Origin of the sequence: Cyclobacterium sp. SYSU L10401 (assembly GCF_010993705.1) — a bacterium.
In the GTDB taxonomy this organism is placed as follows: Bacteria; Bacteroidota; Bacteroidia; order Cytophagales; family Cyclobacteriaceae; genus Cyclobacterium.
This window is the reverse complement of the sequence record NZ_WOFO01000010.1, coordinates 13,236-26,019: the sequence shown is the minus strand read 5'-3', so window position 1 is coordinate 26,019 and position 12,784 is coordinate 13,236. Positions and strand designations below refer to the sequence as shown.

The following is a 12,784-nucleotide window of genomic DNA, read 5'->3' as shown; positions in this document are numbered from 1 at the left end:
TCAAGCCAGTTTTCTTTTGTATTTGGAAACCAGTTTTTCTACACACCTTTCTCCGTCCATTGCTGCAGAAACAATCCCGCCTGCATAACCTGCCCCCTCACCACAGGGATATAACCTGCTAATTTGAGGATGTTCAAATGATTCTTTATCACGGGGAATCCTCACCGGGGAAGAAGTCCTGCTTTCCACCCCTATCAATTGTGCCTCATTGGTATAGTACCCTTTCATTTTTTGACCCATCAATGGAAAAGCCATGGCCAGCCGTTTGCCAATAAAATCCGGTAAAATATCCTGCATGTCTGCACTTTGAATTCCAGGTTGGTAGGAGGTTTTCAAAAGTTGACTGCTCGGCTTATTCCGGACAAAGTCCACCATGCGTTGGGCAGGGGCTGTTTGGGTAGCTCCTCCCGCCAAACAGGCGGCCTGCTCCACCTCTTGCTGGAAATGCATGGCAGCCAAAGGACCATATTGCCTGTAGGCTTTCAGGTCTTCCAATTCCACTGCGACCACCATACCGGAATTAGCAAATTTACCATCCCTCCTGCTGGGGCTCATTCCGTTAACTACTATCTCGCCCGGTGAAGTGGCAGCCGGCACAATAAATCCTCCCGGACACATGCAAAAGGAAAAGACACCCCTTTGTTTTCCTTCCATAACCGTTTGCTGAACCAAACTGTAGGCAGCAGGTGGTAAATATTCCCCCCTGTCTACCGGGCAGTGGTATTGGATGCGATCAATGAGGTTTTGATCGTGCTCTATCCGCACACCCAAAGCAAAGGGTTTGGCTTCTATGAGGACCTTTCGTTGGGCCAATAACTGATAAATGTCCCTGGCAGAATGTCCGGTAGCCAAAATCACTCCCATACCCTTCCACTGCTCCCCTTCAGAGGTAATGACACCCCTAATGCTACCCTGGTCTAAAATAAAATCCAATACTTTGGTATGGAAATGGATTTCTCCACCACTCTGAAGGATTCGCTCCCTCAAGTTTTCTACCAGAACAGGTAATTTATTGGTACCGATATGAGGGTGGGCATCTACTAAGATTTCTTCCTTGGCTCCATGTGCAACCAATATCTCCATGATCCTTCGGATATCCCCTCTTTTTTTTGAGCGTGTATATAATTTACCATCGGAATAGGTACCGGCTCCACCTTCCCCAAAGCAGTAATTTGAATCCGGATCTACCACATGATGTTTGTTTAAAGTTGCCAAATCCCTTCTTCGGGACCTGACATCCTTTCCCCTTTCCAAAACAATGGGTTTTACCCCCAGTTCAATGGCCCTCAGGGCTGCAAACAAGCCTGCCGGACCGGCCCCAACGATGATCAGGGGTTCCCTGGTCCGGACATTGGGGTAATCCCTGACCGAGGCTATACGTGGAGGAGGAATACTACCCGGGAATACTTCGACGGTTACATTTACCCTCACTTTTCTTCCCCTGGCATCAATTGACCGGTGAACTGGACGAATGATTAAATCCCCTTTATCAGCTAAACCTGATTTTTTGCTGACTACCTGGAAAAAAAGTTTTTCGTTAAACGCTTCCTCAGGTGTGATAACCAGATTCAGTACTTTTCTCATCGTTATCTTGCTCCTCCCAACAATTCTTTCTCTACCCAATTCTTGCCCCATTCACTGATCTCTTCCTCTGACCAGAGTTCCGGGTAAAAAATAACCTTTTGAAACCGGGGAGGGAGAAATTTTTGCCAGTTCGTCCCACCCGTAGCTGCTATATCCATGGGGTCTTTTTGAAGGTATTTCACGGCAGATTTATAATGGGCAAGGGGCCAGTAAACATTGGCCTTTTCATCCAGTTCCCGCATTAAATTTGTTAATTCTTCGTCTTTTTCGGGCAGGTACAAATATTTTTTCCACAGGTTGTTCTTTCTGAATTTGGCTATGAGTTCTTTCAGGGAGCCGCCGTATTTTTGCTCAAAAGATTTAAGGGTTAGGGTTTTCTCACCGGTGGCCAACTCCTTGGCACCATACTGCCAGTACAGGATATCAAAAAGACTATCGATGCTGGTCAGATTGATGTCCTTATAATCTTCCCGTTCTCCCAGGTAAACCAGGTTTTGAATATCCGTGCACATGATTTCGATCATCCTGTATTGGGCACTTTGAAAACCACTTGCCGGCAACAGAGACATGCGAAACTTCATGAACTGTTCCCGTTCCATCCCCTTCCACATCACTGCGAACGACGAAATCAACAAGTCAAAATACATGATTACCCTTTTCAATCTGCTCTTGAAAAAATCGAGCTCTATTTCCTTCACCGCAGCCATTTGCTCCAATTCCCACAAGATCAGATTAAAATACAATTCTGTGATCTGATGGTAAATGATAAAAATTTTTTCATCCTTAAATGAAGTTCTGGGTTGTTGTAAAGTCAGTAATGTGTCCAAATTGATATAGTCCCAATAATTCAGGTAATCCGCATGAAGCAATCCTTCCAAATAAGAAGATAAATCCTGACCTGATGCCCTGAATTTTTCTTCTAACTGCCTGATTTTATCTATGATTTCTTTCTTGGGATTATCCATGCAATGGTTCTGAAATAGGATCCAATTTTATCTGGACGATGACGCGGCACAAGCAGCTTTCAATGGATACCAAAATTCTGGTATAAAAACCAAAATTACAAGTCTGCCAGGGTAATTAGCCGATTTTATGCCTGAATTATACGAAACAATTCCGGACTGAGGGGCCATTCCAAAACAAATACTTAATCTATCCGGCTTTTGATGATTACTGTTTGGGTTGGATTAAGGGGATCGTTGCTAAAGAAAGTGATGGTTTTATGGTCTATTCCCCTCCTGCCTTTGGGGTCAAAGGTAAACACCAAATCTACTCTTTGGCCGGCTTGAAGCTCATGTGTGGGAATATCTAAAGAAATGCAGGCACAATTGGAAACCACTTTTCTCAGGTTTAAGGGATGGGGACCTGCGTTTTCCAGCGTGACAACTTTGGAAACTTTATTCCCCGAACTGATTTTACCCAAATCCACCTCTAATTCGCTAATCTTTAGTTTCGGAACACTATCCAATTGATTGACAGGTACAGGGTCAAAGTATTCATGAATGATGGCAATAAAACTTAATGACAAGTCGATTTTCTCCGAGGAAATTAAAGATAGATCTACTGTTTCTTCAATAAAGCCCAGGTCATTTTTTAAAGCTGGATCATAGCTGATCTCCAACACGCCACGGCTTCCTGGCTGTACCACAGCCGGGATCATTTGAACCTGCATGTGTTCCGGGATATTCTTTTGCACCTGATTCAACTGCAAAGGTGAATCATTGAAATTATAAAAATCCAGTGGTTTAATTTTGGTCTGATTGGTAAATAGCGTTCCCAAGTTATTGGTTTCAAAAACAAAACCCAAACCTCCCTTTTTTACTTTATAATGGGTCTCAGGATTTTTGGGATAGGGTACATTTACACCTTCCAGAAATAAAGAATCCCCTTCCGGATCGACATTCGTTTTGACCACAATCATCTTGGAGAAAGTACCTCCTCTGGATTGGTGATCATAAGTGATCATGACATGGCCTACCTTTTCCTGCGCAATGGTATCACTTGAATATTCAGCCACTGTACAACCACAATCTGTCATCACTTCTTCAATGAGAACCAAAGTGTCTGTTTTATTGACAAAATAAAAATCAGCGGTCGCAGTACCATTCTCCTCCAAGACCGCTCCAATATTTAACAGCTTTTTTTCCCAAACCAGGCCAGAACCTTCAACATCCTGACTCTTAACCTCTCCCGAACAGGAAAACAATAAACTACTAAAGCCCAATAAAAATACTATCCTCTTCATACCAGCAAATAACGTTAAAATTGCCGCAAATTATTCTTTAATTAGTTAATTTGCAACAAAATTATAGTCATGGCAAGAGTACTTACAGGAATTCAAAGTTCAGGAAAACCTCATCTGGGCAATATATTGGGAGCCATACAACCGGCTATAGACCTTAGCCTTAGGGATAACAATGAATCGTTTATTTTTATTGCAGATTTTCACTCCCTGACTACCATTAAGGATGCAAAGCAGCGGGTGGAAAATGTAAATGCGGTGGCTGCCGCCTGGTTGGCATTCGGCCTGGACATTGAAAAAACAGTTTTTTACCGACAATCCCGCATTCCGGAAGTGACGGAACTTACCTGGTACCTGAGTTGCTTTACCCCCTTCCCCATGCTGGCCAATGCCCATAGCTTTAAAGACAAAGCCGACCGCCTCGCAGATGTAAACGCCGGCCTCTTTACCTATCCGGTTTTGATGGCAGCGGATATATTGTTATATGAGGCTGATCTGGTACCGGTAGGAAAAGATCAATTGCAACATTTAGAGATTTCCAGGGATATCGCCAGCGGATTCAACCATCGCATTGGAGAGGAGCTATTGACCATTCCGGAAGCCCGAATCAGCGAAAATGTCATGATCATACCCGGAACAGACGGCCAGAAGATGAGCAAATCCTACAACAACTATATAGACATCTTTTTGCCCGAAAAGCAATTGAAGAAAAACATCAATACCATCGTTACAGACAGTACGCCCCTGGAAGAACCGAAGGATCCTGATAGCTGTACGGTATTTAAATTATTCCAACTAATGGCTGATCCCTCCCAAACACAGGTGCTAAGAGAAAAATACCTTGGCGGGAACTTTGGATACGGGCATGCTAAAAAAGAATTGCTGGGTTTGGTGCTGGATAAGTACCAGAAAGAAAGGGAAGCCTTTGATCACTACATGAATCATCTTCCGGAGTTGGAAGCCAGGCTTGAGGCCGGAGAAAGGAAGGCCCGCAACTCCGCCAATATATTATTGGATAAAATAAGGAAAAATCTTGGATTCGGTTGATCCTGAGCTTCAAAAATTCCCTGCTATTTTTCCGGCGGCTTTGGGTATAAGCAATCAGAAGTTACGGGATTAAAAAAGGGATTTAATCACTTCCAGATAATCAAAACCATGCCCCTCAGTAGGTTCAATGTGATTGCCTTCGAGGTATTCATTCCAACAACACACCATCAGGGTATTTCCATTGGTATCCCTGTTTTCAACCAATACCTTTTTGGCTGCGACAAGCTTTGTCCGGAATGAAGACTTGTCTGAAATCACCTTATCCTTTAGTGGTTCACTTGGAAGCCCGTTTTGTTGAGGCCAGGTACCACCAGCCGGCCTCCTATCCCAACCCATGGCTACGGGCACCTGATATTCGAAATTACGGTCCCTTTTAAAATAGCCTGACCATTTGTCCCAATGCCCCTGATAGGTTTTCTGCATGTCAGCATAACTTTTATTATTCCGTTCATAAAAATCATGGTAGATGTAAGCGGTCATTCCTTCAAAGCCCAACCCCTTGAGCCGGGGAACATAATTCTGAAACAGCATGCGATCAGCATATCTTCCGCCCTGCCAGGGCTGTTTTGGATCCAGCGGCTTCCAGGAAGTAGGCAAGGCAAAAGGCATCAGGTCAGGGGTCATCGCTCCTGATGTTACGGCAATAAATTTTATACCCGGAAAGCCGGCATTTCTGGCCAATTCCCTGGACCTGTCGAGCAATTCATCCAATCCAATCCCGTAATATCCAGCCCTGGCCTCTGTATCATGAGGAAAATAAATATAGACCACCGGTCTTCCTGATTCATCCTTCAAATAGTCTTTCCTTTGAAAATATTTATCAATCCACAATAGGGTGATTTTATCGTGGACCTTGAGGTAAAGCTGCTGATCGGGAGATTCTCCCGGAAAATTGGTCCGGGAGTTGATGTTCTGGGGGGAAGCCATACGGAGCCATTGTATCCAACGATCCTCACTGTCATCACACCAGTTCAAGGCAAATTTCAGCTGCTTGCTTTCCGGTCTTTTGGAGTTCTCCTGCAGTAAAACTTGTAACTGACCATCCCATTCTTCCAAACCCGGGACCTTCACCCGTCCATCCCTCTGGGAGTCAATGGGCCAATCTTCGGGGTAGTAAAGCCCGGATTGAGGCGCAAAGTTTTTATGGTAATAATAATGTCTGCCAAAAAACCAATTGTAGGCAAAAAAATCAATCCCATAATCATGCATGTAATCCAATTGTTTTCGGGCCACCTCCGGATCATCCCTTTGGTAGAAACCTTTCAATTCTTTAATGGGCTTTTTATCTAAATAGGGACCTTCATAGGGGTATCTGGCATTGTATATCCTCCCATTGGGACCCCAGGATCTTTTATCGGCCAGAAAACTACAATTCTCCCTTCCCCGCAAACACGACCAGAAACTGTCCAGGTCCTGCGTTTCATTTCCAGATACATTCCAGGAAGGCATAAAGAAAACACCCACCTGTATGTCCTCCCCATTCGTACTGCCAGTAAGTGCTTCTGTAGCATTTTCATTGAAAACAGACTGACCATCCGGGTCTACAGATGCATCCCTTATTTTACGACTATTCATATAATCAGAACATCCGGCGAAGAGATGGAATAATAATAAAAATAGCAATGAAATGAAACTCCTCGTATTTGTTGCCATTCAAGAATTAATCAGTCATTGCTGTAAAAAATCTAATAAAATCTGGGTTATTCCGGCCGCAGCTTATCTAGACCGCCAGAGGTCTTTGAGCGGCCTGCCATTGATTACCATCACAAACCTGACAGGGTTGGGTACCAAAGCGATCCGTACATCCTGACCGTCAAATTGTTCTGATTCTATGGGCACACCTTCCATACCCTGCACATCATAGGTTACCACTCCCCTGGCATCCGGTTGCATGGGGATATATTTATTGGCCAGATAAGCCGAAGGCAATAAAACATCGTTATCTGAAGACAAGGTGGCATATATCTCTTCCAGCTTTTCTTCCAGTTCATTGCCATACTCTTCATTCAGGGTATCTTCAAGATCATGAAGTTGTTCCTCAATTTCATCATATTCGGCATCCGCATAGGTAATTTCACTCAGCCTTATGCGCAACTCCACGATTTGGGAAAGTTCCTTGTCTAATTTATCAAAATCCATAAAAACTATCTGCTATTTTCAATTAAAATATGAAGGTATATAATCCGTAAACATATTCCAACACCGCATTTTAAAAATTGAACATTCAATTTTTAAAATGGAACGCACCTAAAAATCTACCAGGCAATAAAGGGTAAATCCATATTATTGCTTATATTTTGGCTCAAAACCTAAAAAACAAAAAAGCTTTTTTTTACACATGACAGATGCATCCATAATTAACAAAGCCCAGGCCTGGCTCAACAGCAACATCGACAACCAAAGCAAAGCTGAAATAAATGCCTTGTTAAATGCAGAAGACCCAACTGAATTGATCGATTCATTTTACAGGGATTTGGAATTCGGTACGGGAGGTTTGAGAGGCATAATGGGGGTAGGCTCCAACAGGATCAACATTTATACCATAGGCATGGCGACCCAGGGACTGGCCAATTACCTGAAAGCAAGTTTCCCTAACCAGGAAATCAGCATTGCCGTAACAAACGACTCAAGGCTCAACAATACCCTATTTGCAGATACAACGGCAAATGTAATGACGGCAAATGGTATAAGGGTCAGGTATTTCAGGGAAATGCGCCCAACGCCAATGCTTTCTTTTGCCATCAGACATTTCGGTTGTGAGAGCGGCGTGATGGTCACTGCCTCTCATAACCCCAAAGAATACAATGGCTATAAGGTTTACTGGAATGATGGCGGGCAAGTAGTCGCTCCCCATGACAAGAATATCATTACCGAAGTTTTAAAAATTAAATCAATTGACGATGTCAATTGGAATAAAAATGATGATTTGAAAGAATTCATTGAAGAGGACTTTGACTTGATCTACCTCAATGAAGTGAAAAAATTAAGTCTTTCTCCGCAGATCAATATATTGGCCAAAGACATGCCCATTGTCTTCTCTCCTATTCATGGGGCTTCCGGCAAAATGGTACCAGCCGCACTGAAGGTTTTTGGTTTTGAAAACATACACATCGTGGAAGAGCAAAAGGAACCTGATGGTACCTTTCCTACCGTTATATACCCTAACCCTGAGGAGGCTGAAGCATTGGATCTTTCGATCAAATTGGCCAAAAAAGTCAAAGCTGAGCTGGTTTTGGCTTGTGATCCTGACGGTGACCGTACAGCAGCGGTTGTTCCCAATGAGAATGGAGATTACGAATTGTTAAACGGCAACCAAACCGGTGCCTTGATCATTTACTATTTGTTAAACCTCTATCGGGAACAAGGCCGTTTGACAGGTAAGCAATTTACGGTCAGTACGATTGTAACCACTGATTTACTGGGTGTAATCAGTAAAGATTTTGAGGTTGATTACTATGATGTATTGACAGGTTTTAAAAATATCGCCCAGGTTATTCTGGCAAATGAGGGTAAAAAAGAATTTATAGCCGGAGGAGAAGAAAGTTATGGTTTTCTGGTTGGCGATTTTGCCAGAGACAAGGATGGTGTCTCTGCCTGTGCCATTGTAGCTGAAATAGCGGCTTATTACAGGCAAAAAGGGATGAGTTTGATAGATGTACTGGCTGAAATATACCAGAAATATGGATTTTATAAAGAATCCCTGATCTCCATTACCAAAAAGGGCAAGGATGGCGCTGAGCAGATTCAGGAGCTGATGAAAGGCTTTAGAACCAACAAGCCATCATCCATCAATGGAATAAAAGTCGAAAAAATTATCGACGTTCAGGAAAGCAGGATTTATGACATGATAGCTGGAAAGGAATTCCACCTGGACCTGGATAAATCAAATGTAATCCAGTTTTACCTTGAGGATGGGAGCAAAATATCTGCCAGACCATCGGGTACGGAACCCAAGATAAAATACTATATTTCTGTCAATGAACCATTACCCAACAGGGCTGCTTACCGAAAAACGGAAGCGTCTCTTGAGCGTAAAATAAACGCCCTCAAGGAGTTTTTTGGCTGAAATCACTAACAAAGCATTAAAAAAGGCCGGCTTTACCGGCCTTTTTTAATGCTCTTTAGCTGTTACATTTAAGCTGATTACAGGTTTATCCAGATACGTTACTAAATTTTCTGTTACTGAGGGTGAAAACAACTGCTGCAAGTCAGTTTTTCCATGTGTTATTAAGGCTACAGCATCTGCATCTACCGACCGTGCATATTGTATAATACCCCGCTCTACATTATAGGCACTATAAATATGGATCTCATGCGGATAGTAAGCATATTTGTCCAAAAAATCCGCTCCTATTTCTCTGATCTGTTCATCCTCCAGAAAATCTGCAGGAGTATTCACATAGAGCAACTCCGGTTCTCCACCCATCAAACGAATGGTATCTCCCAGTAATTGAAAAGCTTTTCCGGAATCCTCTTTGAAATCAGTGGCCAAAATCACTTTCTTGAAGCTGAAGGCTTTGTCACCTGGTTTAATTATAAAAACAGGAATTTCAGATTTTCTCAGTACCGTATAGGTATTGGACCCAAGGACGTGGGATTTGAACCCATACTTTCCATGGGAACCCATTATTACCATATCTATATTTTCAAGAGATAGAAATTTGATGAGCCGCTCTTTACCATCGCTGAAATGAATCAACTCCCTTACTTCTAGTCCCAGGGAACTGACCTTTGATTTTCTGGTGCTTAATTCAACTTTTGCCTTCCTGATCACCTCTAAAGTGTCGGGATATAGTTTCTCTTGTTCCTTGGTTAATTTGACCCAATTGACAGGGGTCAGGATCACATGCATGATCAGTATTTCAGCATCTACTTTTTGTGCCAGCTGTATGGCAAAATCCAGGGCAGCATCTGCATATGGAGAGAAATCGGTGGGAACCAATAGCTTTTTCATGACTGGTTAGATTTAAATGGCTTTGTATTACTGATTCAAATATAGCCAATACCGAATATTTAATATCTCACATCTGTCAGAAAAAAATATGACAAACATCATATTAATGGATTTACCCTGCATTTTAATACCTCTGAACAGCCGGTTCATGAACTACCGCCCTATTTCACTCCCTGTTTTGCCTTTTGGCATAAATACCGAATAAGTACGCCGCTATGACAAGGCCACCACTTATAGAGGGGATATAAGGATGAGATACTACATTGAAAAAATAAAGCATGTATAGCAGCGCTGCCAATAGCCCTATCACAGCAACCGTTATTTGAAGGGTTTTATTCATCATCATTTGAGAGTAAAGCTTATTGCCAATCCATCTGCCGGTAGCCGGACAGCGGCACTTTGAAAGGTGGGCGCAGAAAAGGCCTTTCTAACATCTTTTGAAAACCCATAGGGGTCTTTGGGTACACCAAAAATATTTTTTTTCATCTTACCGTCTCTATCAGCATCATAAAAAGCAGAAACGGCATAGCTTCCTTCCTTCAAGCCCCCAAATTCAAAAAGGGCTCTTCCATTTACTACTTCTGCTGCCTCCCTTCTACGGGCCTTATGTGGTTGATCAGGAAACCCCTCAGGCGAATCAAAGACCAGCAACTGTACCAGGCCCTTTTCCTGACCCATCACATATACGGTAATGTAAAGGGTGGGATCAGGACTTTCTGACTTCACCAAAACGGCCAGGAAAATAAATATCATGAATTTTTCCATGTGGCTAAAGTAAGCAATTGATCTATTTTTCCGGAACTGCTAAGTTTGAATTCAGGAATAAATATCACCTCTTTTGGATTATTGTATTTGGGTAGCATTTCTTTCGCCTGACGTAAAAAAGCTGCTGCTTTTTTTTGATCCGCAACGCCTTCCACGACCAAAATAAGGGCTTGCCCCCATTTATGGTCAGGTTTGCCGGTGAAAAAGAATTTTTTTTCTGGAAAAAAAACCTGAATGGTTGTATGGAGCTGACGGGCAATTTCCTCCGGATGTATTTTAATCCCGGCAGAGTTGATCACAAAATCGGCTCTCCCCTTCCAAACAAAGGAATCTGGACTTTTCATGCACACAATATCCCTGGTAGCTAACCACTTATCCCCTGTCATGGGTGCCTTGACCAAAAGTTGATGGTCGCCATCGGTTTTCAATTCCACACCTGGTAACGCACCATATACCAACGTCCCTGCTTTTTTTACATCGGCCAGGGCGATATGTGAAACGGTTTCGGTCATGCCATAGGATTGGAACACCTTTCCGGGCAATTGGCTCAAATCTTCTTTTAAGGAAATGGAAATAGGAGCTCCTCCTATGATCAGATTTTTAATTTCATGCAATGCTTCTCTTGTACTGGGATTGCTTAGGCAAGCTTCCACCTGCAACGGAACCATGGCCACAAAGTCAAAATCACAATCCTTCAGTTTTTCCAGGGGGTTGGCGCCGGGCTGCTGAACCAACAAATCCCCCTCCCATTCCAAGGCCCTGAGCAACATCATTTTACCGGCTATTTTTTCGGTATCCAGGCAGCAGAGCAAATTCCAACCTTTTTCTACCCCAAAAAATGCTCCGGTTGCGCTGACACTTGAAATAAATTGCTTCCGGTTCACTTCGATTTCCTTTGGTTTGCCAGTGGATCCGGAAGTTTGCAGACTAAAACGGTCCCATCCGTTAAGCCATTGCCAGCAAAATTCAAAACCCTTCTCAAAACGGATGGGCAGGGAGCCTTTATCACCAGCTTTTATCTGATCTATGGTATAGGAAATATTGCCGAAAACGATCATAACTGCTTTTTGGAAGCAAAACTAAGTAAAAAGGGACCATTCGGTAGATTACTTTGGTAATAATTTCTAAAAATTAATTTCCCCTGTTATCTTGCCTGCTAAAATTATCCCAATGATGATCGATTGGAAAAAAGTAAAGGATTACAAGGATATTACCTACCATAAATGTGAAGGTGTGGCAAGAATTGCCTTTAACAGACCTGAGGTTAGAAATGCGTTCAGGCCCCAAACCACTACAGAATTGTATGACGCCTTTCTGGATGCAAGGGAAGATACCCAAATAGGAGTTGTGCTGTTATCTGCAGAGGGACCTTCACGCAAGGATGGGGTATTCTCCTTTTGTAGTGGGGGAGATCAAAAAGCCAGGGGGCATCAGGGGTATGTAGGAGACGACGGTATGCACCGACTTAACATTCTGGAAGTACAGCGCCTGATTCGTTTCATGCCTAAAGTGGTCATTGCGGTGGTTCCGGGATGGGCAGTGGGCGGTGGACACAGCCTGCATGTGGTTTGCGACTTATCCCTTGCCAGTAAAGAACATGCCATTTTCAAACAAACAGATGCGGATGTGACCAGTTTTGATGGTGGGTATGGTTCTGCTTACCTCGCCAAAATGGTAGGGCAGAAACGAGCGCGTGAAATTTTCTTTTTGGGTAGAAGTTATTCTGCACAGGAAGCCTACGATATGGGAATGGTCAATGCAGTCATTCCACATGATGACTTGGAAAGCACAGCCTATGAATGGGCACAGGAAATCCTGGCCAAATCACCCACATCCATAAAAATGCTCAAATTTGCCTTCAACCTTACCGATGATGGCATGGTGGGGCAGCAGGTTTTTGCCGGGGAAGCTACCCGCCTGGCGTATATGACGGAGGAAGCCAAAGAGGGGCGGGATGCCTTTCTTCAAAAACGAAAACCCAATTTCAAACACATCAAATGGATACCCTAGGCTACCGCTAAACATCGTGCCAGTACCCTTATTTTTTAGAATTTATTGAAATGGAAAAAAAGCAAGGCCAAAACCATATTATCTGAGTTTTTCCGGTTGGATGGATGAAGGGTACCCGATTTTTTATGCAACAGTTGGCACCTTCCCTGCCACTACATTCCGATCATGCGAGCTTTGATAAA

Annotated in this window: 12 protein-coding genes; 3 read left to right on the top strand and 9 right to left on the bottom strand. The window is 43.1% G+C overall.

The window, feature by feature from the left end; all coding sequences use genetic code 11:
• The 3 genes from GL182_RS19475 to GL182_RS19465 all read right to left on the bottom strand — a co-directional run bounded on the left by GL182_RS19475 (window position 1) and on the right by GL182_RS19465 (window position 3,829).
• Entirely contained in the window at window positions 1–1,584 is a 1,584-nt protein-coding gene (locus tag GL182_RS19475; RefSeq protein WP_163381467.1) for an NAD(P)/FAD-dependent oxidoreductase, read from the bottom strand.
• 2 nt (window positions 1,585–1,586) lie between these two features.
• Window positions 1,587–2,549 (bottom strand): tryptophan 2,3-dioxygenase family protein, encoded by a 963-nt coding sequence (locus GL182_RS19470; protein WP_163381466.1) that lies wholly within the window; start codon window positions 2,547–2,549, stop codon window positions 1,587–1,589.
• 182 nt (window positions 2,550–2,731) lie between these two features.
• Window positions 2,732–3,829, bottom strand: a complete 1,098-nt coding sequence (locus tag GL182_RS19465) for a DUF1573 domain-containing protein (protein WP_163381465.1) — start codon at window positions 3,827–3,829, stop codon at window positions 2,732–2,734.
• A gap of 69 nt (window positions 3,830–3,898) precedes the next feature.
• Here GL182_RS19465 and trpS point away from each other — a divergent pair, with 69 nt between their 5' ends.
• Entirely contained in the window at window positions 3,899–4,873 is a 975-nt protein-coding gene (gene trpS / locus GL182_RS19460) for a tryptophan--tRNA ligase (RefSeq protein ID WP_163381464.1), read from the top strand.
• A 69-nt stretch (window positions 4,874–4,942) separates the two neighbouring features.
• Here trpS and GL182_RS19455 read toward each other — a convergent pair whose 3' ends face one another.
• Entirely contained in the window at window positions 4,943–6,448 is a 1,506-nt protein-coding gene (locus tag GL182_RS19455) for a glycoside hydrolase family 99-like domain-containing protein (RefSeq protein ID WP_163381463.1), read from the bottom strand.
• Window positions 6,449–6,589: 141 nt separating this feature from the next.
• On the bottom strand, window positions 6,590–7,012 hold the full coding sequence (locus GL182_RS19450; RefSeq protein WP_163381462.1) for a hypothetical protein: 423 nt from the start codon (window positions 7,010–7,012) through the stop codon (window positions 6,590–6,592).
• 199 nt (window positions 7,013–7,211) lie between these two features.
• Between GL182_RS19450 and GL182_RS19445 the strand changes: the two genes are divergently transcribed.
• Window positions 7,212–8,939 carry a phospho-sugar mutase gene (locus GL182_RS19445; protein ID WP_163381461.1) on the top strand — a complete coding sequence of 576 codons (1,728 nt, stop codon included), beginning with the start codon at window positions 7,212–7,214 and terminating at the stop codon, window positions 8,937–8,939.
• A gap of 45 nt (window positions 8,940–8,984) precedes the next feature.
• Here the strand turns inward: GL182_RS19445 and GL182_RS19440 are convergent, their stop codons facing one another.
• The 4 genes from GL182_RS19440 to GL182_RS19425 all read right to left on the bottom strand — a co-directional run bounded on the left by GL182_RS19440 (window position 8,985) and on the right by GL182_RS19425 (window position 11,650).
• Window positions 8,985–9,827, bottom strand: a complete 843-nt coding sequence (locus tag GL182_RS19440; protein ID WP_163381460.1) for a universal stress protein — start codon at window positions 9,825–9,827, stop codon at window positions 8,985–8,987.
• Between the two features lie 166 nt (window positions 9,828–9,993).
• On the bottom strand, window positions 9,994–10,173 hold the full coding sequence (locus GL182_RS19435; protein WP_163381459.1) for a hypothetical protein: 180 nt from the start codon (window positions 10,171–10,173) through the stop codon (window positions 9,994–9,996).
• Window positions 10,170–10,592: a DUF2141 domain-containing protein gene (locus GL182_RS19430; protein ID WP_163381458.1), complete on the bottom strand. Its 423-nt coding sequence runs from the start codon at window positions 10,590–10,592 to the stop codon at window positions 10,170–10,172. Before GL182_RS19430 ends, GL182_RS19435 begins: the two co-directional genes overlap by 4 nt.
• Window positions 10,577–11,650 (bottom strand): AMP-binding protein, encoded by a 1,074-nt coding sequence (locus GL182_RS19425; RefSeq protein WP_163381457.1) that lies wholly within the window; start codon window positions 11,648–11,650, stop codon window positions 10,577–10,579. The genes GL182_RS19430 and GL182_RS19425 overlap by 16 nt, the downstream gene beginning before the upstream one ends.
• 112 nt (window positions 11,651–11,762) lie before the next feature.
• On the opposite strand from GL182_RS19425, the gene GL182_RS19420 reads away from it, so the two are divergent.
• Complete coding sequence (locus GL182_RS19420) at window positions 11,763–12,602, top strand: 1,4-dihydroxy-2-naphthoyl-CoA synthase (RefSeq protein ID WP_205603692.1); 840 nt, start codon at window positions 11,763–11,765, stop codon at window positions 12,600–12,602.
• Window positions 12,603–12,784: the final 182 nt, after the last annotated feature.

Bases quoted from the DNA above. Each gene is read 5' to 3' on its own strand.
- GL182_RS19475 (WP_163381467.1), bottom strand. From the start codon at position 1,584: ATGAGAAAAGTACTGAATCTGGTTATCACACCTGAGGAAGCGTTTAAC.
- GL182_RS19470 (WP_163381466.1), bottom strand. From the start codon at position 2,549: ATGGATAATCCCAAGAAAGAAATCATAGATAAAATCAGGCAGTTAGAA.
- GL182_RS19465 (WP_163381465.1), bottom strand. From the start codon at position 3,829: ATGAAGAGGATAGTATTTTTATTGGGCTTTAGTAGTTTATTGTTTTCC.
- trpS (WP_163381464.1), top strand. From the start codon at position 3,899: ATGGCAAGAGTACTTACAGGAATTCAAAGTTCAGGAAAACCTCATCTG.
- GL182_RS19455 (WP_163381463.1), bottom strand. From the start codon at position 6,448: ATGAATAGTCGTAAAATAAGGGATGCATCTGTAGACCCGGATGGTCAG.
- GL182_RS19450 (WP_163381462.1), bottom strand. From the start codon at position 7,012: ATGGATTTTGATAAATTAGACAAGGAACTTTCCCAAATCGTGGAGTTG.
- GL182_RS19445 (WP_163381461.1), top strand. From the start codon at position 7,212: ATGACAGATGCATCCATAATTAACAAAGCCCAGGCCTGGCTCAACAGC.
- GL182_RS19440 (WP_163381460.1), bottom strand. From the start codon at position 9,827: ATGAAAAAGCTATTGGTTCCCACCGATTTCTCTCCATATGCAGATGCT.
- GL182_RS19435 (WP_163381459.1), bottom strand. From the start codon at position 10,173: ATGATGATGAATAAAACCCTTCAAATAACGGTTGCTGTGATAGGGCTA.
- GL182_RS19430 (WP_163381458.1), bottom strand. From the start codon at position 10,592: ATGGAAAAATTCATGATATTTATTTTCCTGGCCGTTTTGGTGAAGTCA.
- GL182_RS19425 (WP_163381457.1), bottom strand. From the start codon at position 11,650: ATGATCGTTTTCGGCAATATTTCCTATACCATAGATCAGATAAAAGCT.
- GL182_RS19420 (WP_205603692.1), top strand. From the start codon at position 11,763: ATGATGATCGATTGGAAAAAAGTAAAGGATTACAAGGATATTACCTAC.